20 protein-coding genes and 1 riboswitch are annotated in these 21,994 nt (G+C 32.1%); of the genes, 1 reads left to right on the forward strand and 19 read right to left on the reverse strand.

The window, feature by feature from the left end:
• Positions 1–24 precede the first annotated feature (24 nt).
• From ACWJJT_RS09165 to ACWJJT_RS09195, 7 genes are all read right to left on the reverse strand, one after another.
• Positions 25–1,635, reverse strand: a complete 1,611-nt coding sequence (locus ACWJJT_RS09165) for a hypothetical protein (protein WP_462954491.1) — start codon at positions 1,633–1,635, stop codon at positions 25–27.
• Positions 1,628–2,338: an ABC transporter ATP-binding protein gene (locus tag ACWJJT_RS09170; RefSeq protein WP_462954492.1), complete on the reverse strand. Its 711-nt coding sequence runs from the start codon at positions 2,336–2,338 to the stop codon at positions 1,628–1,630. Before ACWJJT_RS09170 ends, ACWJJT_RS09165 begins: the two co-directional genes overlap by 8 nt.
• Before the next feature lie 257 nt (positions 2,339–2,595).
• Positions 2,596–3,021 carry a hypothetical protein gene (locus ACWJJT_RS09175; RefSeq protein WP_462954493.1) on the reverse strand — a complete coding sequence of 142 codons (426 nt, stop codon included), beginning with the start codon at positions 3,019–3,021 and terminating at the stop codon, positions 2,596–2,598.
• 312 nt (positions 3,022–3,333) lie between these two features.
• Complete coding sequence (gene guaA, locus ACWJJT_RS09180; RefSeq protein ID WP_462956764.1) at positions 3,334–4,863, reverse strand: glutamine-hydrolyzing GMP synthase; 1,530 nt, start codon at positions 4,861–4,863, stop codon at positions 3,334–3,336.
• Between the two features lie 84 nt (positions 4,864–4,947).
• On the reverse strand, positions 4,948–6,402 hold the full coding sequence (gene guaB, locus ACWJJT_RS09185) for an IMP dehydrogenase (protein WP_462954494.1): 1,455 nt from the start codon (positions 6,400–6,402) through the stop codon (positions 4,948–4,950).
• Positions 6,403–6,555: 153 nt separating this feature from the next.
• Positions 6,556–6,653: riboswitch (purine riboswitch) on the reverse strand.
• Positions 6,654–6,853: 200 nt separating this feature from the next.
• A complete protein-coding gene (gene groL, locus ACWJJT_RS09190) occupies positions 6,854–8,482 on the reverse strand; it encodes a chaperonin GroEL (RefSeq protein ID WP_462954495.1) in 1,629 nt (542 codons plus the stop codon).
• A 78-nt stretch (positions 8,483–8,560) separates the two neighbouring features.
• The gene (locus tag ACWJJT_RS09195; protein WP_165412565.1) at positions 8,561–8,848 is read right to left on the reverse strand and encodes a co-chaperone GroES; all 288 of its coding nucleotides are present in this window, start codon (positions 8,846–8,848) and stop codon (positions 8,561–8,563) included.
• Between the two features lie 290 nt (positions 8,849–9,138).
• Between ACWJJT_RS09195 and ACWJJT_RS09200 the strand changes: the two genes are divergently transcribed.
• The gene (locus ACWJJT_RS09200) at positions 9,139–9,849 is read left to right on the forward strand and encodes a TIGR01906 family membrane protein (protein ID WP_462954496.1); all 711 of its coding nucleotides are present in this window, start codon (positions 9,139–9,141) and stop codon (positions 9,847–9,849) included.
• Positions 9,850–9,972: 123 nt separating this feature from the next.
• Here the strand turns inward: ACWJJT_RS09200 and ACWJJT_RS09205 are convergent, their stop codons facing one another.
• The 12 genes from ACWJJT_RS09205 to ACWJJT_RS09260 all read right to left on the reverse strand — a co-directional run bounded on the left by ACWJJT_RS09205 (position 9,973) and on the right by ACWJJT_RS09260 (position 21,849).
• Positions 9,973–10,680, reverse strand: a complete 708-nt coding sequence (locus ACWJJT_RS09205; protein ID WP_462954497.1) for a TVP38/TMEM64 family protein — start codon at positions 10,678–10,680, stop codon at positions 9,973–9,975.
• Positions 10,681–10,758: 78 nt separating this feature from the next.
• A complete protein-coding gene (locus ACWJJT_RS09210) occupies positions 10,759–11,640 on the reverse strand; it encodes a DNA-3-methyladenine glycosylase family protein (RefSeq protein WP_462954498.1) in 882 nt (293 codons plus the stop codon).
• 14 nt (positions 11,641–11,654) lie between these two features.
• On the reverse strand, positions 11,655–12,074 hold the full coding sequence (locus ACWJJT_RS09215) for a C-GCAxxG-C-C family (seleno)protein (protein WP_462954499.1): 420 nt from the start codon (positions 12,072–12,074) through the stop codon (positions 11,655–11,657).
• 110 nt (positions 12,075–12,184) lie between these two features.
• The gene (gltA, locus tag ACWJJT_RS09220; protein WP_462954500.1) at positions 12,185–13,567 is read right to left on the reverse strand and encodes an NADPH-dependent glutamate synthase; all 1,383 of its coding nucleotides are present in this window, start codon (positions 13,565–13,567) and stop codon (positions 12,185–12,187) included.
• Positions 13,567–14,436 (reverse strand): sulfide/dihydroorotate dehydrogenase-like FAD/NAD-binding protein, encoded by an 870-nt coding sequence (locus ACWJJT_RS09225; RefSeq protein ID WP_462954501.1) that lies wholly within the window; start codon positions 14,434–14,436, stop codon positions 13,567–13,569. The genes gltA and ACWJJT_RS09225 overlap by 1 nt, the downstream gene beginning before the upstream one ends.
• A 418-nt stretch (positions 14,437–14,854) precedes the next feature.
• On the reverse strand, positions 14,855–16,021 hold the full coding sequence (locus ACWJJT_RS09230) for an iron-containing alcohol dehydrogenase (RefSeq protein ID WP_462954502.1): 1,167 nt from the start codon (positions 16,019–16,021) through the stop codon (positions 14,855–14,857).
• Positions 16,022–16,223: 202 nt separating this feature from the next.
• Positions 16,224–17,072 carry a 3-hydroxybutyryl-CoA dehydrogenase gene (locus ACWJJT_RS09235; RefSeq protein ID WP_462954503.1) on the reverse strand — a complete coding sequence of 283 codons (849 nt, stop codon included), beginning with the start codon at positions 17,070–17,072 and terminating at the stop codon, positions 16,224–16,226.
• Between the two features lie 118 nt (positions 17,073–17,190).
• Positions 17,191–18,198: an electron transfer flavoprotein subunit alpha/FixB family protein gene (locus tag ACWJJT_RS09240; RefSeq protein ID WP_462954504.1), complete on the reverse strand. Its 1,008-nt coding sequence runs from the start codon at positions 18,196–18,198 to the stop codon at positions 17,191–17,193.
• Positions 18,199–18,218: 20 nt separating this feature from the next.
• Positions 18,219–19,001, reverse strand: a complete 783-nt coding sequence (locus tag ACWJJT_RS09245) for an electron transfer flavoprotein subunit beta/FixA family protein (RefSeq protein WP_165412575.1) — start codon at positions 18,999–19,001, stop codon at positions 18,219–18,221.
• 14 nt (positions 19,002–19,015) lie between these two features.
• Positions 19,016–20,155, reverse strand: coding sequence for an acyl-CoA dehydrogenase (locus ACWJJT_RS09250; RefSeq protein WP_462954505.1), 1,140 nt, complete (start codon positions 20,153–20,155; stop codon positions 19,016–19,018).
• An 82-nt stretch (positions 20,156–20,237) separates the two neighbouring features.
• Positions 20,238–21,017 carry a short-chain-enoyl-CoA hydratase gene (locus ACWJJT_RS09255; protein WP_462954506.1) on the reverse strand — a complete coding sequence of 260 codons (780 nt, stop codon included), beginning with the start codon at positions 21,015–21,017 and terminating at the stop codon, positions 20,238–20,240.
• Positions 21,018–21,210: 193 nt separating this feature from the next.
• Positions 21,211–21,849, reverse strand: a complete 639-nt coding sequence (locus ACWJJT_RS09260; RefSeq protein WP_462954507.1) for a redox-sensing transcriptional repressor Rex — start codon at positions 21,847–21,849, stop codon at positions 21,211–21,213.
• Positions 21,850–21,994 lie beyond the last annotated feature (145 nt).

Raw genomic sequence — 21,994 nt, forward strand, 5'->3', positions numbered from 1 at the left:
CGTGCAGCGATTTTGCTTATATTATCACCATTTTAACTTAAAAGTTCTTGGAGCTACTCTATATGTTAAAATCAACGCAACTACCATATATACAATAGTTGTTATAATAATCCCTGCTGTGAAATAATATGAAGTCGTCTTAATTTGAAGACATGTATAGCTACCAATATACATAACCATGTTTACGACTTTAAATAAGGGACTTTTCACTGTTAACCCTGCTGTATAAGGCTGCAATACATAGTACATGAACAAATGATGTATTGAAAAGAAACAAGCTAAACAAATAATACACAAAAATAGTGGTATCATTCCAATAAGCTGGGAGCTATAACCACTAGCTAATATAATACAAATTATAGCAGAACATAAAGTTAACGCCGGTATCAGGTTAAGAATAACTACCCTCTTAAGTCTTGAAGTGAAGTTGGATAAAATCACACTTGCCTCTCGGTAATAGCCTTGTCTTAATAGACTTGCATCACAATTAAAAAACATAGCCTTGCAAATTCTTTCTCCCGTTGACATGCTGTACATTATAAATACCAATGGGGGAATGCTTTTTTTAATTATGTTCACTATATCCACCCTTTTACTCGGCATAAAAATCACAAAGTACATGGTAATTAAAAATATAAAACCTATAAAGACGACTCTTTCCTTTACAGGTTTTACCATTATTCTTCTGAAACGAAGAAAAAATAATGAGTTTAAATATTCATAGCCCTTCTTTTGGTCATATTTTTTTGTATTTAATTCTTCCTTACTCATTCTCTTTTCATCCAATTTCACAGTTGAAAAAGTCGCTTGATTTCTAATAGCCTCCACATTAAATAAACTATCCTTATTTAATAAATCTTTTGCTATTAAAGTATATTTCTTAAATTTCCATAAGTATATAAAAGCTGCCACGCCTAGAATTAATACAATAATCGCCACGAAAGCATTGAATAATATTAAATTAAAATCAATAGTAACTCTTAATAAAGGTAGTGCATAGGCAAGGACAAGTCCTCCAATGATTACTAGTGACATAAATAAATCTTTATGTTTTTGTATTATTTCTGTCTTATCATATATAAAAAGCTGTAGCCCTTCTTCTATCAATCTAAAAGCTATTATTTCCGCTACAATCACCATAGCTTTTAATGGTGAAAATCCTATTATTAAACCTATAATTATTACTGGAAGAACAAAGTATATAAAGTCTGTTATATTTTTATATACTATTTCTCCAAGATAGTATTCTCTTGCATCAGCTCTCATTAGTGTTATCATATTAAAGGCCGCTTTGTTGGTTTTATCAAAAATTACATTTTTCATAACCGGTCCCAAAATAAAGCTTAAAAAGAAAAGAATATGTAAAAAATAGGGTTGGAGCTTTGCTATGTCCTTAGTCATTAAGTAGGATGGCAAAATAATCATTAGCCCTAAATATATAGTCTTTCCTATAAATTCACCTAGCACTCCTAAAATTTCACGTATAACCCCTATAACCAGTTTAGCATGGGTTCTTTTATACAAATCTTCAGGAATTTTTTTACCCAAAATTGGTATCCTTTTAAGAAAATATATAAAAGTATTAGCTTGCTCTGCAAAAGATACCTTAAAACTATTTATAAATGTACTAATCATTTCCTCCCTCCTTTAAAATCTCCATGATTTTCTCTTCAAATTCAGGACTCTTTAGTAACTCACTATCCACTTCTTCTAAAATACAATTATTTAAAACCAATATTTCATCACATAAATCTGTAGCCAGCTGAAGAATATGAGTAGAAAAAATAATAATGTGTTCACTTTTCATTTTCTTTAACAAATTTTTAATTTCTAGAGCCACTACTACATCAAAAGAGGTTAAGGGCTCATCTAGCAAAATTACAGCAGGTCTAGTTATTAAAAGACAAACCATTTGCATTTTGTTTTTCATTCCATGGGAATATCCCTTCATCAACCTATATCTGTCTTCATCCTTAATTTGTATAATATCAAAATACTCATCTATTGTAAGCAAATTTTCAATTTTCTCCTTATTAATATCAATATAAAATTTTAAGAACTCATATCCAGTTAAAAACTCTGGTATCACTGGATCTGAAAAAACATATCCTACCTTACTATAATCTATTTCAACTGTTGCTTGTCCATCTTCTACTATACTCACGCTACCATCCTCATATTTAGTTTCCCCACTTATGCAATTAAAAAGGGTTGTTTTACCTGCTCCATTTCTTCCTAAAAGTCCATATATTCTTCCTTTTTCAAATGTAAATGATGCTTTTTTTAACACCTGTTTTTCTCCATAACTCTTTTCTATATCTTTAAGTACTAATTTCATTTTATTCTACCACCCTCATTTTTCTCTATTACCAAATTAACAATGCTCAGCCCTAGGCCAACACCAGTACCTGCCTTTTTACTTCTAGAGTCATCACACTGATATCTTTATCTCTTATGTTACACCAGTTATGCCAATAAATATAGTAATAATTGTATTATTAACCATAATAGTTCTCCCTTTCTCTAATTCCCTAAGTTAAAATAAAAAAAGGTTCAGCCTAAGCCAAACCACTTTATATACTAATTATAGGATAATTATTCTTTGTATTTCTCAATATATTCTAGAAGTGCCATGCTAACTAAATCCATACTTTTATACTCTTTATGTGTCTCTGCAAAATCTTTAAACTCACCCCAAACTTCTGAATATAATCTAATAGTAGTCGTCATCTTAAATTCTCCATTAAGTATTTCTTCATCAATTTTTAATTCTTGTGGTTGCGGTATAGTTTTATAATCCTTTGTTTGCTTTGATGTTTGTGTTTCTGTTTCGATTTCAGTTTTATCTGCCCCTGTTTTCAGCTCTTTAACAAAGTAATAAGCTGAATCAATAGCTTCCTCTACATTATCCGCATTAAAACTCACACAAGGGATTGTATCCTGCAAAATCAAACAAAACTTAGCATTTGATTGAATTTCTATCTTATATCCTGCATCTATTAATGTTTCTAATTTATTCATTTTTTTTCACACCCTTTTCTTATCTATTTACTTTTCGAATAATTTCTTATTAACTCATTTTGGTGATATATTACATTTTGATATTGCTCTCTAATATTTATAAATTTATTATGCCACAATTTAATATATATTATGTTTTATAATTACCTTCCTATATCTATTAAATCATCTTCTACGTAAATTCCATATTTTTCTTGTTTTCTATTAAAAAATTCAAAAGGTGTTTATGAAATACTAATTTAATAGTATATTTCATAAACACCTTTTGTTAACTTATTTCATTAATATATATAGGTATAACAACGTTCTTACCTATTCCCACTCAATAGTTGAAGGTGGCTTAGAAGTTACATCATAAACAATTCTGTTTACTCCTTTAACTTCATTAACAATTCTTCTAGAAACTATATCTAACACTTCATATGGTATTCTAGCCCAATCTGAAGTCATTCCATCTGAACTAGTTACAGCTCTTAGGGCAACTGTATGGCAGTATGTTCGTTCGTCTCCCATAACTCCAACAGATTGGATGTTTGGTAGACATGCAAAGTATTGCCATATTTCACTTTCAAGTCCAGCTTTAGCTACTTCATCTCTGAATATTGCATCTGCTTCGCTAGTTATAAATAATTTTTCAGGTGTTATTTCTCCAAGTACTCTTATAGCGAGACCTGGTCCCGGGAATGGCTGTCTCCACACTAAGTAATGAGGAATTCCAATCTCTTCTCCCACTGCTCTAACTTCATCTTTAAATAATTCTCTTAAAGGCTCTATTAATTTAAAGTGCATATCTTCTGGAAGTCCGCCAACATTATGATGACTTTTTATAGTAGCTGAAGTATCAGTACCACTTTCAACTACATCCGGATATATTGTTCCTTGAACAAGGAAATCTAATTGTCCGAGTTTATTAGACTCTTCTTCAAAAACTCTTATAAATTCTTCTCCAATTATCTTTCTCTTTTTCTCTGGATCACTTACACCTTTAAGCTTACCTAAGAATCTATCTTGAGCATTAACTCTTATTATATTCATTTTAAATTCGCCTTTGAATATTGTTTCAACTTGATCGCCTTCATCTTTTCTTAAAAGGCCATGATCTACAAATACACAAGTTAACTGATCTCCTATTGCTTTATGTACAAGCACTGCTGCAACTGAAGAATCTACGCCTCCTGAAAGAGCACAAAGTACCTTTTTATCTCCAACTAGTTCTTTTATAGCCTTGATTTTTTCCTGCGCAAAAGATGACATTGACCAATCGCCTTTAACCTCGCAAACATCATATAAGAACTTTCTAATCATTTCTTCACCAAAAAGAGTATGTTTTACTTCTGGGTGAAATTGAACTCCATAGAGTTTTTTAGAAACACTGGCCATAGCAGCTACCGGACAATCTTTAGTAGTTGCAATTATATCAAATCCTTCTGGTACTTTAGAAATATGGTCTGTATGACTCATCCAGCATTGATTCTTTTCTATCCCTGTAAAAATAGTAGCATCTTTGCATAGGTCAACTTCTACTTTTCCGTATTCTCGAACATCAGGTGTTATAACTTCTCCACCAAATACTCGAGCCATTAATTGAGCACCATAACATATTCCCAAAATAGGAATGCCTAGTTCGAATATTTCTTTTTCAACCTTTGGAGCACCTTTTGCGTATACACTATTTGGTCCACCAGTGAATATTATTCCTTTTGGATTCATGTTTTTTATTTTTTCGGCAGAAGATGTATATGGTATTATTTCGCAATAAACATTATTTTCTCTAACTCTTCTTGCAATAAGTTGATTATATTGACCACCAAAGTCAACCACTAAAATTAATTCTCTATTAATCAATGTTTTTTCCTCCTGTACACTTAAGCTTTATTCTTAGCTATTTATATATATTCTTATCTATTCTAGCTGTTCTCATCTATTCTAGTTGTTCACGCTATAATTTGGCGCTTCTTTTGTAATTGACACATCATGTGGATGACTTTCTCTTAGCCCTGCTGATGTTTGGACAACAAAGGTTGAAGTCTCAAATAATTGCTCTAGCGTTTCAGAACCTAAATATCCCATTCCTGAACGTATACCACCTATCATCTGATATATAGTTTCTATAACACTTCCTTTGAAAGGTATTCTTCCTTCTACCCCTTCTGGAACTAACTTTTTATTTCCTTCTTGGAAATACCTATCCTTACTTCCGCAAGCCATAGCACTTAGAGAACCCATGCCTCTATATACCTTATAGCTTCTTCCCTGATAGATTTCCATTTCACCTGGAGCTTCCTCACAGCCTGCAAACATAGAACCCATCATTACCACATTAGCACCTGCTGCTAATGCCTTAACTATATCTCCTGAGTATTTTATGCCGCCGTCTGCAATAACAGGAACTCCATATTTATTCCCCTCTTCAACGCAATCCATAACTGCTGTAAGTTGTGGAACTCCTACTCCTGCTACAATCCTTGTAGTACAAATTGATCCAGGACCTATCCCTACTTTTACACAATCCGCTCCTGCCTCAATTAAATCTCTGGTTGCCTCACTCGTAGCAACGTTCCCTGCTATTATTTGAAGTTCTGGGTATACAGCTTTTATTTTTCGTACTGCATCCATTACTCCAAAAGAATGTCCATGAGCTGTATCTATAGTTATTACATCTACCCCGGCCTTTACTAAAGCATCTACTCGCTCCGCTATGTCTACAGTTACACCAACAGCTGCACCACATAATAATCTTCCTCTAGAATCCTTTGCAGCATTCGGAAATTTTATGGTTTTCTCTATATCTTTTATAGTAATAAGTCCTCTTAAATAATTTTCGCTATCTACTAAAGGTAACTTTTCTATTTTATGTTTTTTAAGAAGTTCTTTAGCTTCCTGCATACTTGTTCCTTCTGATGCAGTAATTAAATTTTCACTTGTCATTATATCTTTAATTTTCTTACTATAATCAGTTTCGAAAACTATATCCCTATTAGTGATTATTCCAACTAATTTACCATTTGTTGTAATTGGAACTCCTGATATTCTATATTTACTCATTAATGCTAATGCATCTTCTAAAATATTATCTGGAGATAAGAAGAATGGATCTGTAATTACACCATTTTCTTGTCTTTTAACTCTGTCTACTTCAATAGCTTGGTTTTCAATACTCATGTTCTTATGTATAGTTCCTATTCCACCCTCTCTAGCCATAGCAATAGCCATTCTAGATTCAGTAACAGTGTCCATACCAGCACTCATTAAAGGTATGTTAAGTTTTATTTTTTTCGTAAGGTAAGTAGCTAAACTAACATCCTTAGGTAATACTTTAGATTTATTTGGAACTAGCAATACATCGTCGAAGGTATATGCTTGTTTTAATATTTTTGCCATTTAATTAACACCCTTTCACAATTTTATTTTACATTCGTCTTTATAATTAGCATAAGAATATTTATATATACGATATTTTAAAATAAGGTATAAAGTATAAAAAGGCATACTAATCCTACCTTAACTAAAGTAAAATTAGCATGCCAAAAATAAGCTCATACTAAGATTACTCATAGTCGGAAATTTACGGCTTCCGGTAGATACTCCTTGCCATATTCAAGGTATATATGAGTAGCGTAATTGTTCTTTGAATTTGTTATTACAATAATGATAGTTAATGTTTAAGCATTTGTCAATGAATATTTCTAGTATGTTCGTGAACTAGTTCGCGAACATACTAGAAACATAATTATAAGTCTTAACAAAATAAAAAAAATTAACTAAGGTAAAACCCTAGTTAATTTTTTATTTGAATATACTTTATTTATAATAATTATTGTTCAAATTATTTTTAGTACATTCCATCCATTCCCATTCCTGGTGCGCCACCCATTGGTGCTGAATTCTTTTCTGGAATATCTGCAACTGCAACTTCAGTTGTTAAGAATGTTGCTGCAACAGATGCTGCGTTTTGAAGTGCTGATCTTACAACTTTTGTTGGGTCAACAATTCCAGCTTTTATCATGTTTACCATTTCTCCACGCAAAGCATCATATCCAGTTTCTCCAGCGCTTTCTCTTACTTTTTCTATTATAACTGAAGCTTCCGCACCAGCATTTGTAGTTATTTGCCTTAATGGTTCTTCTAATGCTCTTTTAATTATGTTAATACCCACTTGAACGTCTGGTGTATCTGACGATAATTTTGCAATCTCAAGAATAGCATTAATATAAACTGTTCCACCACCAGGAACTATTCCCTCTTCAACTGCCGCTTTTGTAGCTGCAAGAGCGTCTTCTATTCGGAGTTTCTTTTCTTTTAATTCAGTTTCAGTAGCAGCTCCAACTTTTATTACAGCTACTCCGCCTGCAAGTTTAGCAAGTCTTTCTTGTAATTTTTCTCTATCAAAATCTGATGTAGTTTCTTCAATTTGTTTTTTAATTTGGGAAACTCTATCATGTATTGTATCTTTTTCACCCTTACCATTTACTATAGTAGTGTTTTCTTTAGATATTTTAACACTTTCTGCTTTTCCAAGCATGTCAACAGTAACATCTTTTAGTTCTCTTCCTAATTCTTCGCATATAACTTCTCCTCCAGTTAGGATTGCTATATCTTGAAGCATTTCTTTTCTTCTGTCACCAAAACCTGGTGCTTTAACAGCTACACAAGTAAAAGTTCCCCTTAATTTATTAACAACTAATGTGCTTAAAGCTTCACCCTCAATATCTTCAGCAATTATTAATAACTTTTTGCCTTGTTGAACGATTTGCTCAAGTATTGGGAGTATATCTTGTATATTAGTAATTTTCTTATCAGTTATTAAAATATATGGCTCATCAAGATTTGCTTCCATTTTTTCTGCATCTGTAACCATATATGCACTTAAATATCCTCTGTCAAATTGCATTCCTTCAACAACATCAAGTTCTGTTCCCATAGATTTTGATTCTTCTACAGTTATAACACCTTCGTTGCCTACTCTTTCCATAGCATCAGCAATTAGAGCTCCTGTTACTTCATCACTAGCTGATATAGCAGCAACTCTCGATATATCTTCCTTACCATTAACTGGTTTAGAAGATTTTTTAATTTCTTCAACAGCTTTATCTACAGCCATTTTTATACCAGTTCTTATTAACATTGGATTGGCACCAGCTGTAACATTTTTTAAACCTTCTCTTATTATAGCTTGGGCAAGCAATGTAGCTGTAGTTGTTCCATCTCCTGCTACATCATTTGTCTTTGTAGCAACTTCTTTAACAAGTTGTGCTCCCATATTTTCAAATGCATCTTCTAGCTCTATTTCCCTAGCTATAGTAACACCATCATTTGTTATTAATGGTGATCCAAACTTTTTATCTAAAATAACATTTCTTCCTTTGGGTCCGAGTGTTATTTTAACAGTGTTTGCAAGTTTATCTACACCTCTTTGCATAGCTCTTCTCGCTTCTTCTCCAAACAATATATCTTTAGCCATTTTAAACCCTCCTATACGACGCTAATGATTAAATAATCATTTACTATCAATTATTATTTAATTATTATTACGTTAATGTTATTTTTCAATTACAGCTAATAGTTCATCTTGCTTTAATATGATATACTCAATACCATCATATTTTATTTCACTTCCTGAATATTTAGAGAATAATATTATATCCCCTGCCTTAACTTCCATTTTAATTACTTTCCCATCTTCAACTTTTCCTGGTCCTACTGAAACTACTTCAGCCTCTTGTGGTTTTTCCTTTGAAGCTCCTGCAAGAAGTATTCCACTTTTTGTAGTTTCTTCCGCCTCTAATCTTTTAATTAACACTCTATCACTAAGTGGTCTAATATTCATTTTAAACCCCTCCTTATATATTTTGTTGTTTTTGTTAGCACTCATCACATCTGAGTGCTAATGAGTTCTATACCTAATATTTTAATTAATAATCAGTATAATATCAACTTCACCTATTCTATATATTATACCATTTATACGCAATTAAACTATATTATGTTTAGTTATCACTGCATTATATAGTTTTTCTCTTATTTACTTACTTTTTAATGAAATTATAATTTTAGTACATTTTATTATCATTGAATATATTTTGATTTATTGTTAAAATCACTAATAGAGGTGATTTTATGAATAGTCTATATAAATGGTTTAATAACTATTTTTTTAAAGACTCCATTTTTAGAAATGTAAAAACCCTTATTAAATTTTCATTCAAAACGTTTTTTATTTTAAGTTTTACTTTTTCTTTTATAATTTTAAGCATAAATCTTACTTTGCTTTTTAAGCCATTATACTATATGGATATTGAGGTTTTAAAAATCAAAGAATCTTCTAATTTAAATAAAAAGGAACTAAAGACTAATTATGACTATGTAATCACATATTTAACTCAAAATAAAATTGAAGAATTCACTCTTCCAACGCTACCTTCTTCCAATAATGGTAAAATTCATTTTAAAGAAGTTAAAATGATATTTGATAATCTTAAGGTAATGCTATTTTTCTCAATATTAATAAGTATTATAGGTATAATCATAAATAAGAGACACAAAACAATAAGATACTTGTTAACTAGTTCCATTTTTCTTATTATCGTACCTATAATATTACTTGTACCCTTTTTAATTAATTTCGATAAAAGCTTCACAGCTTTTCATCATATTTTCTTTAAAAATGATTACTGGTTATTTGATATTGAATATGATCCAATAATAACGATCCTTCCACAGGATTTTTTCTTCCATTGTGCAATATTAATAATTATTTTGATTACTATAAGTAGCATAATATTAAGATGTATATATAAATCACAATATAAAAAGCTACACTCTTTATAATATTTATAAAAAGCTACACTCTTTATAATATTTATAAAAAGCTACACTCTTTATAATATTTATAAAATCTACGCTCTTTATAATCTTTTATAAAACATGTGTTATCGTAACTTTTTAATAAGATTATTTTTTCTTTTTAATTACATTTTTTATTATAGTATTTCCTTTAAAAATCCCTACTATTGATATAATACTCATTGTTATGCCTATAGTTATTAAACTTGTAACATCCCATGCATCTATTTTTTGACCAAAATATGAAGAAATAAAAATCCCTGGAATTCTACCGAGTGTTGAATATATAAAGAAATCTTTAAAAGAAACATCAGATACTCCACATATGTATATTAGAGCATCTTTAGGTATTCCTGGGATTAAAAAAAATATGAATATAACATTTTTTTTGCTTCCTATTTTTAATATTTTTCTAAAAAATTTCACTTTCTTTTTTAATAACAACTTCTCCACAAAAGGCCTACCATAACTATTAGCAATAAGATATACTATTATACCTCCTAAAGTAATACCCATTAAAGATATTATACCGCCTAAAAATGCACCGAAAATATATCCTCCAGCAATTTGTATAAATTCTCCTGGAATAAAAAAAACTACTACTTGTAAAACCTGCATAAGAATGAAAATTAAAACACTGAAATTTCCATAAGAAAGAATAACTTCTTTTAATATATTCGGATTTCTCAATATATATGAATACTTGAAATAATATTCATATCCTATGTATGCGAAAGCTAGCAAAACTGCTGATAGTAATATATATTGTTTATATCCTGATACCTTCATTTTAATACTATTCCACATTCTTTTCATTGTTTTTCATCCTCTTCACTCTTGTATTTATTAAATAGTAACTCATAGTTTTATATAGTATTACTTGCTTTGCTTAATTTATTCTATTTTAATATTATTTTCTCTTGCATAATAAAACAAATACTGTTGTGCAAAACCTGCTAAGTTTTCAAATTTGTCTCTAGCAAAGGTCCTTATTTTAGGTAGAGAGACATCTGGTGCTAAATAAAAAAATTGCATCGCCCTCTTAACCCACACATCCACTGGGAAAGCAGAATATTTTTGCATAGAAAATAACATAATACAATCCGCGACTTTTGGGCCTATTCCACTAAGTTTTTTTAGTTCTTCATGGCAAATATCATCTTCCGCGGCTTTAATAAGCTCCAAATTCACTTCACCAGTATATACCTGATGTACTGTGTTTTTTACATATTTAGATCTAAACCCCAGACTACAGCTCTGAATTTCTTCTATAGTAGCTTCTTCTAAATCTGCAGCTGTTGGAAATGTGTAGTACGTTTTCCCCTTATATTCTATTGGTTTTCCCCATTTTTTGCTCAAATTGTTTATAGCTCTTTTTATCATTGGGATTCTATTATTTGAAGAAATTATAAATGATATGGTAAGTTCAAAAGGCTCCTGCTGCAATAATCTAATGCCATACCCGAAATCAACAGATCTTTTAAGAAGAGGATCCATCTTAAATTTCTCTTTGATAACTGTGTAATTTCTTTTAAGGTCAAAATAATCACACCAAATCTCATTAAATTCTTCCTCATTTATATTATATATCTTTACTTGCGTCCCCTTTTTTTCTACTTCTATTACCTTCCCATATGCTACCCCTATGTAATTGCCATTAGGCTCCTTGTCCCATCTAAAGCATTGCCCACATTCGAATATATGGTCTAATTCAAAGTTCTCTACATCTTTTATTATAATGCCTTCATTAAATGATTCAATATTTTTGTAATCCATAATTTTTCCTTTCATTAAGTTAAGTTATTAACTTTTAATTCGCGTATCACAATTTCATCTAATATTTCAGTAGCAGTTTCAATCATTACCTTGCAACTACCATCATCTTTTTTATATTTTGCTTTAAGAGCCGCACAATTATTCGTACTTAACTTTAATTCAAATTTTTGGAAGAATTCCTGGCATAGCCTTTTTACTCTATTCCCTTCATGAGCTTTTTCTTTAGTAAACAATATACCTATAACTGCCAAAGAACCTGTTATTGCTCCGCATATGCTCTCAATACCCATTCCTCCACCAAAGGATGACATAGTTTTAAACGTTTCGCTTTTTAATTTCATATTATATTCATCACTAGCAGCGTAAATCATCACCTCAGCACAACTTAAGTCATATTCCTTAGTGTAATATTTATTTATTTTATCTATTAACATAATATACCTCCTTCTATGCAATATTATTATAACAAATAGTTGTTACCTGTCCTCACTTTTTTAAAACAAACTCCATAAACCTTCGTTTATGGAGTTTGTTTTAAATTTTACTATTTTGTTAACATTTCATCTATAGCTTTAGCAGCTTTTTTACCTGCTTCCATAGCTAATATAACTGTAGCAGCTCCTGAAACAGCATCTCCACCAGCATATACATTCTTTTTAGATGTTAATCCAGTTTCATCTTCTGCAACTATGCACTTCCATTTATTGATTTCTAACCCTTCTGTTGTTAAAGGAATTAATGGATTTGGTGATGTACCTAAAGACATTATAACCGTATTTACATCCATTATGAATTCCGAGCCTTCAATTGCTATAGGTCTTCTTCTTCCTGATGCATCGGGTTCTCCTAGCTCCATTCTTATACACTTCATTCCTATAACATTTCCTTTTTCATCTCCTAGGATTTCAATTGGATTTACAAGTAAATCCATTATAACTCCCTCTTCTTTTGCGTGATGCACTTCTTCGGCTCTTGCCGGAAGTTCTGATTCTGATCTCCTGTACACTATGTGCCCTTCTGCTCCAAGTCTCACTGCTGTACGCACAGAGTCCATAGCAACATTTCCTCCACCTACAACAGCAACCTTTTCACCTGTTCTTATAGGAGTCTGATACCCCTCTTTAAATGCTTTCATCAAATTGTTTCTAGTTAAATATTCATTAGCTGAAAATACTCCATTTAAATTTTCTCCTGGTATCCCCATGAACATTGGAAGTCCTGCACCTGAACCGATAAATACAGCTTTAAAAGCTTCTTCTTCCATCAGCTGATTTATTGTTACTGTTCGTCCTACTATCACATTTGTTTCTAATTTAACCCCTAATTTCTTAACATTTTCAACTTCATATTTAACTACTGTATCTTTTGGCAACCTAAACTCTGGAATTCCATATACCAAAACTCCACCGGCTTCATGAAGTGCTTCAAAAATAGTTACATCGTACCCAGCTTTAGCTAAATCTCCTGCGCAGGTAAGTCCTGAAGGACCACTTCCGATTACCGCAACCTTAATGCCATTTTTATCTTTTGTTTCTGAAAGGTCAATATTGTACTCTCTTGAATAATCACCTACAAATCTTTCAAGTTTACCAATAGCTATGGCATCTCCCTTTATTCCTAATATACATTTACTTTCGCATTGAGTTTCTTGTGGACAAACTCTTCCACAAACTGCTGGTAACGCACTATATTTTGCAATTACCTTAACTGCCTCTGTAAATTCTCTATTTTTTACGTGAGCTATGAACCCAGGAATATCTATTGCTACTGGACATTTTCCAACACACATTGGCTTTTTACAATTTAAACACCTTGTAGCTTCCTCAACTGCTTCGTCCTCTGTATATCCTAAACATACCTCTTCAAAATTAGTTGCTCTTACTTTTGGATCTTGTTCCCCTATTGCAACTCTGTTCATTTTACCCATTATTTAGCACCTCCTAAACCGCAGCCTGCTTTAATGCCTTCACCTTTAGAACTCTCTTGAGTTTTGTACATTGTTTGTCTTCTCATTGCCTCATCAAAATTAACTTTATGACCATCAAATTCTGGACCATCAACGCAAGCAAATTTAGTCTCACCATCTACAGTAAGTCTGCAAGCTCCACACATTCCTGTTCCATCAACCATAATAGGATTCATGCTTACAATAGTTGATATTCCAAGTTCTTCAGTCAATTTGCAAACAAATTTCATCATTATCATTGGTCCAATTGCAACAACTAAATCGTATTTTATGCCATCATTTTGAACTAATTCTTTTAATTTATTTGTGACAAGCCCCTTATATCCATATGAACCATCATCAGTACATGGATATACATTCCCTGCTACTTTCTTCATTTCTTCTTCCATAATTACATAATCTTTAGCCTTTGCGCCTATTATTACGTCTGCCTTTATACCTTGATCGCTGAGCCATTTAACTTGAGGGTAAACTGGTGCAGTTCCTAGCCCGCCAGCTACAAACACAATTTTCTTTTTCTTTAAATCTTCAATGCTCTCACTCATTAATTCAGATGCTTGTCCAAGTGGTCCTACAAAATCTGAAAATGAGTCACCAATTTCATACTTTTCCATTTCTTTTGTTGAACAACCTATTGTTTGAACTACTATAGTTACTGTACCTCTTAACGCATCATAATCACTAATTGTTAAAGGTATTCTTTCGCCTTTTTCATCCATCTTTATAATTATAAATTGACCTGGTTTTGCTGATTTAGCTACTCTTGGAGCCTCAATATCCATTAAAAATATCTGAGGTGCTAATGCTCTCTTTTCGACTATTTTATACATTTTTAATCCTCCATATTCATCTATGACTTTGGTCTGCCTATGTTCCTACACTAAAACCTTCGTTATTATATATTCATTTTACCACAAAAATCTAAATTATATATTTGTTAAATCACATTTTACATTATCTCTATTTTGTCAAAATAAATTTCGCATGAAATCTTTATTATAATGAAAATAATAATTTAAAATAGACAGGTAGTAAAGAGCATTAAATACTAATGCTCTTTACTACCTGTCCTCTTTTTAATCATTTAATCATTTAATTATTGTCTATTGGCACAATTTCATAATGTGCCTAATATTAAATCATCTCCTGCGGAGCTGCATATTAACGACTTCAGAAGGAGATTTATACTCCTACTTATAGTAGGTACTCCCACTTATAGAATTGGGAGACTTTCCTTCTGAAATGTCGTTAAAATTTAACTTTTTCTCCCGTAAAGGTACAAGTTAATATTTTTTTCATTTCACAAGCATTTATTGGTCTTGGGTTAGATCCTGTGCAAGCATCTTTTATAGCATTTTCAGATATAAAATCTACATTTGCATCAAACTCTTCTTTTGTCATTCCGTTTTCCTTTAAAGAAGTTGGTATATTCATAGCTTTATTTAAATCTCTTATCATATCAGTCAATGAATCAATTAATTCATCTTCTGTATTTCCATCTAAATTAAGACTTCTAGCAATTGTAGCATATCTATCTCCACAAGTTTTTTTGTTAAAATCTATAACATATGGAAGTAATATTGCATTAGCTAAGCCATGCGCAACATGAAATACTCCACCTATTTTATGTGCCATGCTATGAGATATTCCTAGTAGTGCGTTGGAAAATGCCATTCCCGCAAGACATTGTGCAATGTGCATTTCATTTCTCGCCTCTACATTACCTTCAAATGATTTTAATATATTTTCTCTAATCATAGTTATAGCTTGCATTGCAAGGGGATCTGAAAAACTTGACCTAAGTCCTGCTACATAAGCCTCAAATGCATGTGTTAATGCATCCATACCTGTATATGCTACTAATTTAGGTGGCATTGTTTGAGCTAGTGCTGGGTCTACTATTGCTATATCTGGTGTTAGGTTGAAATCCGCTAAAGGATATTTTATTTTTGCTTTATAGTCAGTAATTACTGAAAATGCTGTAACTTCGGTTGCTGTTCCACTAGTTGATGGTATAGCTATAAATTTAGCTTTTTGTCTTAAGTTAGGAATACCAAATGGTATAACCGCTTGTTCAAAAGTAAATTCTGGATACTCATAAAAAATCCACATAGCTTTTGCTGCGTCAATTGGTGAACCACCCCCGATTGATACTATTAAGTCCGGCTGGAATTCTCTCATTACTGATGCACCGTTCATAACTGTTTCTACCGATGGATCTGGTTCTACTCCTGTAATATGCTTAACTTCAATTCCAGCTTCTTTTAAATAAGCTTCAACCGTATCTAAGAATCCGAATCTTTTCATAGAGCTTCCGCCAGTAACTATTACTGCTTTTCTGCCTTTTAAAGTTTTTAACACCTCTAATGAATTTTCTCCAAAATAAATATCTCTTGGTAACGTAAATCTATTCATTACATTTCCCCCCATTTTTAAAAAATATTACATTCTTTTATACGTCTATACTTAGTTGTTTATACCAACTTTTGTCATTACTTCGTTACATTGTTAATGATATATCATTAACAATGTAAAGTCAACATTAAAACAAGAGCATTACAACCCCTCTACAAGTTGTAATGCTCTCTAAATTCATTGTTCATATTAAAATAATATCTTATTTCGAATAATCAAATATTCCTTTTTTGGTTTTTCTTCCTAGCAATCCACCTCTAACATATTTTCTTAAAAGACTATGAGCTCTGTACTTATTGTCTCCTGTTTCAGTATATAAAACATCCATGATAGCAAGACATACATCAAGACCTATAAGGTCTCCTAGTGCTAGAGGTCCCATTGGATGATTAGCACCAAGTTTCATTGCTTTATCGATATCTTCTGCAGATGCAACACCTTCTGCAAGTATTCCTACAGCTTCGTTAATCATTGGTATTAATATTCTGTTTACAACAAATCCAGGAGCTTCAGCAACTTCTACTGGATCCTTACCGATAGCAATTGCAATTTCTTTAACTGCATCGAAAGTTTCAGCGGACGTACCCATTCCTTTAATTATTTCTACAAGCTTCATCATTGGAGCTGGATTAAAGAAATGCATTCCTATAACTTTGTCAGGTCTATTTGTAGCAGCTCCTACTTCAGTTATAGAAAGTGATGATGTATTTGATGATAAGATAGTTTCTGGTTTACAGATTCTATCAAGCTCTGCAAAAATTTCTTTCTTTATTTTCATAATTTCTACAGCTGCCTCAACTACTAAATCACAGTCTGCTGCTAATTCCATATCAGTAGTTCCTGTAATTCTTGAAAGTATTTCTTCCATTTGTGCTTCAGTAATTTTTTCTTTTTTAACTAATCTTTCTAAATTCTTTTTAATTGTAACAAGTCCTCTATCAACAAATTCATCTTTAATATCTCTCATTATTACTTCGCAACCACTTACTGCAAATGTTTGAACAATACCCGCTCCCATAGTTCCAGCTCCAAGTACAAAAATCTTTTTCATAATAACACACTCCTTTTATTTTATTAAAAACTAAAAGTAATAAATATTTTTAAAACTTACTCCAATGCTAAATTTCAGCATTAGAGCAAGTTCATTTAAATACTATTTTAAAATATAATTATTTATTTCTTAATGTATTAATCTGAGCTATCATCTCTGGAATAACTTTTATGAAATCTCCAGCGATTGCTACATCAGCAGCTTTCATGATTGGTGCTGTTGCATCTTTGTTTATAGCTATTATGAAATCAGAATCTTGCATACCAGCTAAATGCTGAATTGCTCCTGAAATACCGCAAGCTATGTATACAGTTGGTCTTACAGTTTTTCCTGTTTGACCTACTTGAACTGCTTTATCTATCCAACCATTCTCAACTGCAGCTCTTGATGCTCCAACAACTCCGCCTATGGTAACTGCAAGCTTTTCAAGTAACGCGAAGTTTTCTTTACTTCCTACTCCACGACCACCAGATACTATAATGTTAGCTTCTCCAATATCCGCTAAAACTGAAGCAACTTTTACAACGTCTACTGTTTTAGTTCTGATATCTGATTCTTCTAAGTTTACAGTTATTTTTTCAACTGGGCAGCTTCTTTTTTCATCTCTATCTAATTTTTCAAAAACTCCCGGTCTAATAGTAGCCATTTGCGGTCTATGTTCTCCGCAAACTATTGTGGCCATTAAGTTTCCTCCAAATGCTGGTCTTGTCATCATTAGATTGTTGTTTTCTGCATCTATATCTAATGAAGTGCAATCAGCAGTAAGTCCCGTTGAAAGTCTTGCTGATACTCTTGGTCCTAAATCTCTTCCTAAATAACTTGCTCCTACAAATATAATTTCTGGTTTTCTTTCATTTGCAAGATCACATATTACTTTTGTATATGCATCAGTTGTAAAGTGGCCCAATAATGGATGACTAGCAACTATTACTTTGTCAGCGCCATATGCTACTAATTCTTTAACCATATCATCTGTTTTATCTCCAAGTAATACAGCTGTTAATTCTTCTCCTAATTTATCTGCTATTTCACGTCCCTTACCTAAAAGTTCAAATGAAATCTTTTGAAGTTCTCCGTCTCTTTGCTCAGCAAAGACCCATACGCCCTTGTACTCTTCTATATTCATAACTTAATCCTCCTTGCTTCTTAGATAAAGTGATTTTCTTTTAATTTTGAAACTACATATAAAGCAGCTTCGTTAGCTGGTAATTGTATTAATTCGCCTTTTCCCTTAGCTTCTTTAGTCATAGACTTTTTAACCTTTGTTGGTGAACCTTTAAGACCGAGAACAGCTATGTCTGCTCCGATATCTGCTGCATTCCAAACTTTTACTTCCTTATTTTGGAACATTTCAAAAATGCTTTTTATATTCATATATCTTGGCTCATTCAACTCTTTTATTGCTGTTAAAAGAACAGGAGTCTTAACTTCTATATCTTCATATCCGTCTTCCCAAGCTCTTCTAACTTTTAATCCACCCTCAATCACATCGACTTTTTCAACATATGTTATTTGGGCAAGATTTAAATGTTCTGCTATTTCAGGTCCAACTTGCGCTGTATCTCCGTCTATAGCTTGTCTACCTGCAAATACTACGTCATAATCTAATTTCTTTAAAGTTGCTGCAAGTGCATGAGATGTAGCTAATGTATCTGCTCCTGCGAATGCTCTGTCAGATACTAATATTGCTTCATCAGCTCCCATAGCTAAAGCTTCTCTCAAAGCTTTTTCTGCTTGTGGGGGTCCCATGCTTATTACTGTTACATGTGCACCATGTTCATCTTTTAACCTTAAAGATTCTTCCAGTGCATTTTTATCATCTGGATTTATTATTGATGGAACGCCTTCTCTTATAAGTGTTCCTGTTTTAGGATCTATTTTAACTTCGTTTGTATCTGGAACTTGTTTTAAACATACAACTATATTCATTCCTTAATCTCCTCCTACTTTAATAAATTTCCAGCTATAACCATTCTTTGAACTTCTGAAGTTCCTTCATATATCTCAGTAATCTTCGCATCTCTCATCATTCTTTCTAATGGATATTCTTTAGTATATCCATATCCTCCGAAGATTTGAACAGCTTTAGTTGTAACTTCCATAGCTGTTTCTGACGCAAACAATTTTGCTCTAGCAGCTTCTACTGTATATGGTAAACCATTATCTTTATTCCATGCTGCTTTATATATTAAAAGTTTAGCAGCCTCAATTTTAACATCCAATTCAGCAACCATCCATTGTAAACCTTGGAATGCTGAAAGTGGTTTTCCAAATTGTTTTCTTTCTTTCATGTATTTAGTAGCTTCATCGAGTGCGCCTTCTGCAATTCCTAGGGCTTGAGCCGCTACTCCGATTCTTCCGCCATCAAGGGTTTTCATTGCGATACCGAACCCTCTTCCTTCTTTTCCAAGCATGTTTTCTTTAGGAACTATGCAGTTTTCAAATACAAGTTCTGTAGTTGATGATGCTCTTATTCCTAACTTATCTTCGTGTTTACCAATTGAGAATCCTGGAAACTCTTTTTCAACTATGAAAGCAGTGATTCCTTTTGTTCCCTTAGTTTTATCAGTCATTGCAAAAACTACAAATGTATCTGCTACTCCACCGTTTGTGATAAATATTTTTGAACCATTTAATATATAGTTATCACCATCTAAAGTTGCTGTAGTTTGTTGACCTGACGCATCTGTTCCTGCATTAGGTTCAGTTAGTCCAAAAGCTCCTAGTTTTTCACCTTTTGCAAGTGGAACTAAATATTTCATTTTTTGTTCTTCTGTACCGAAAGCATCTATTGGGCTAGCACATAATGAAGTATGAGCTGATAGTATAACTCCTGTAGTTGCACATGCTTTTGATAATTCTTCAACAGCCATAATGTATGATACATTATTTCCGCCTGCTCCACCGTATTTAGCAGCTATTGGGATACCCATCATATGGTATCTAGCCATTTTCTCTACAGTTTCGCTAGGAAATCTTTCTGTCACGTCTATTTCCGCAGCTAAAGGTTTAACTTCGTTTAATGCGAACTCACTTACCATCTGTTTTACAAATTCTTGTTCTTTTGTCAATGCAAAATTCATGAACTTTCCTCCTCACTATTCTCTGTGACAAATAATAATCTTTAATTGTTATCTGCCTATTCTTTTTACAGAATACTTTTTATTACTTATTTTTAAAGCATTTTTCTGTTTTTTCAATAAATGCTGTCATTCCATTTTTTTGATCTTCAGTCGCATAACATTCTCCAAATATCTCTGATTCGTATGAAAGCGCTGAATCTATATCTATTTGTATTCCCTTATTGATTGCTGCCTTACAAAAACTTACAGCAATAGGTGCTTGTCCTGCAATTGTATTTGCTAGTGCTTTAGCTTCTGATAATAAATTTTCTGGATCAACTACTTTATTTACAAGTCCAATTCTTAATGCCTCTTCCGCATTAATAATCTTTGCTGTATAAATTAGTTCTTTAGCCATTCCAAGTCCTACAAGTCTAGGAAGTCTCTGCGTACCTCCAAAGCCAGGAGTTATTCCAAGGCCTACCTCAGGTTGTCCAAATTTTGCTTTTGAAGAAGCTATTCTAATATCACAAGCCATAGAAAGTTCGCATCCTCCACCTAGCGCAAAACCGTTTACTGCAGCTATTATAGGTTTTTCTAAAGTTTCTAGTTTTCTGAAAACTTTATTCCCTAGATTTCCAAATTTCCTTCCACCCATAACATTAAGATCTTTCATTTCGGTGATGTCAGCCCCTGCTACGAAAGCTTTCCCTTCTCCTGTTAAGATCACTGCGTAGATTTTATCATCTTCAGCAATTTCATCTATTGCTAAATCTAGCTCTTTTAATGTTTCTGTATTTAATGCATTTAGAGCCTTTGGTCTACTAATTGTAAGTATTGCAACTTTGTCTTGTTTTTGAAGAACAATATTTTTGTATTCCATAACAATCAACTCCTTACGAATTAATCCATTCATTAAATATTTGTTAATAATATAACAGATAAACCTAAATGTAATTGAAGCCCTTCGCCTCAATTACATTATATCTCTTTTTAGTAATTATTTCAACAAGAAATATTCACAATCTTTTAAATTAATCTTATTGCTTCCATAAATTTTATAAACTTTGTAACTTTTATAAATATGATTTGTCATTCATTAAACAACTAAGTGTTAGCAAACTCTCACTTAAATGGACATTCTCCACAATTGTTTCTACAGGTACCTCTAAATCCACAGGTGCAAAATTCCATATACCTTTAACCCCATTTGCTACCATTATGTCACTAACTTTTTGAGCACTAATATGTGGAACACATATTACTCCAATATCTATTGGTGTCGCTTTAAGGAAACGCGCTAATTCATCTAAGTCTATTACTTCAACATCTCTAATTTTTAATCCTATAAGCTTTGGGTTAACATCAAAAATACCCGCCAAGTTAAATGATAGCTTTTCAAAATTAGTATAATTGGCAATAGCTTGCCCGATATTCCCCGCGCCTACTATTACCATCTTATATTCTTTTGAGAGTCCTAGTATTCCACTAATTTCATTCAACAATTCTTTAACATTATATCCGTATCCCTGTTGTCCAAAATCTCCAAAACAATTTAAGTCTTGTCTAATTTGAGATGCTGTAAACCCAATCTTTTCGCCCAATTCTTTCGAGGATATCCTATCTACATCATTTCTTAAAAGTTCTTTTAAATATCTATGGTATTTAGGCAATCTTTTAATAACTGCCATTGATATATTCTTTTTTCTTTCCACAATATACACTCCTCTACGAATATCATAAATTACATACTATCTATAGTAACACACTATTATAAATTAAAACTACTTTTGATATAAATTTAGTATTTATTGTGAAATTATTACCATTATATATATATTTATACTATTATTAAAATTA

This window comes from Clostridium sp. CM041, from assembly GCF_055081035.1.

Coding starts and splice junctions, on each gene's coding strand:
- ACWJJT_RS09165 (WP_462954491.1), bottom strand. CDS start 1,635: ATGATTAGTACATTTATAAATAGTTTTAAGGTATCTTTTGCAGAGCAA.
- ACWJJT_RS09170 (WP_462954492.1), bottom strand. CDS start 2,338: ATGAAATTAGTACTTAAAGATATAGAAAAGAGTTATGGAGAAAAACAG.
- ACWJJT_RS09175 (WP_462954493.1), bottom strand. CDS start 3,021: ATGAATAAATTAGAAACATTAATAGATGCAGGATATAAGATAGAAATT.
- guaB (WP_462954494.1), bottom strand. CDS start 6,402: ATGGCAAAAATATTAAAACAAGCATATACCTTCGACGATGTATTGCTA.
- groL (WP_462954495.1), bottom strand. CDS start 8,482: ATGGCTAAAGATATATTGTTTGGAGAAGAAGCGAGAAGAGCTATGCAA.
- ACWJJT_RS09195 (WP_165412565.1), bottom strand. CDS start 8,848: ATGAATATTAGACCACTTAGTGATAGAGTGTTAATTAAAAGATTAGAG.
- ACWJJT_RS09200 (WP_462954496.1), top strand. CDS start 9,139: ATGAATAGTCTATATAAATGGTTTAATAACTATTTTTTTAAAGACTCC.
- ACWJJT_RS09205 (WP_462954497.1), bottom strand. CDS start 10,680: ATGAAAAGAATGTGGAATAGTATTAAAATGAAGGTATCAGGATATAAA.
- ACWJJT_RS09210 (WP_462954498.1), bottom strand. CDS start 11,640: ATGGATTACAAAAATATTGAATCATTTAATGAAGGCATTATAATAAAA.
- ACWJJT_RS09215 (WP_462954499.1), bottom strand. CDS start 12,074: ATGTTAATAGATAAAATAAATAAATATTACACTAAGGAATATGACTTA.
- gltA (WP_462954500.1), bottom strand. CDS start 13,567: ATGGGTAAAATGAACAGAGTTGCAATAGGGGAACAAGATCCAAAAGTA.
- ACWJJT_RS09225 (WP_462954501.1), bottom strand. CDS start 14,436: ATGTATAAAATAGTCGAAAAGAGAGCATTAGCACCTCAGATATTTTTA.
- ACWJJT_RS09230 (WP_462954502.1), bottom strand. CDS start 16,021: ATGAATAGATTTACGTTACCAAGAGATATTTATTTTGGAGAAAATTCA.
- ACWJJT_RS09235 (WP_462954503.1), bottom strand. CDS start 17,072: ATGAAAAAGATTTTTGTACTTGGAGCTGGAACTATGGGAGCGGGTATT.
- ACWJJT_RS09240 (WP_462954504.1), bottom strand. CDS start 18,198: ATGAATATAGAAGAGTACAAGGGCGTATGGGTCTTTGCTGAGCAAAGA.
- ACWJJT_RS09245 (WP_165412575.1), bottom strand. CDS start 19,001: ATGAATATAGTTGTATGTTTAAAACAAGTTCCAGATACAAACGAAGTT.
- ACWJJT_RS09250 (WP_462954505.1), bottom strand. CDS start 20,155: ATGAATTTTGCATTGACAAAAGAACAAGAATTTGTAAAACAGATGGTA.
- ACWJJT_RS09255 (WP_462954506.1), bottom strand. CDS start 21,017: ATGGAATACAAAAATATTGTTCTTCAAAAACAAGACAAAGTTGCAATA.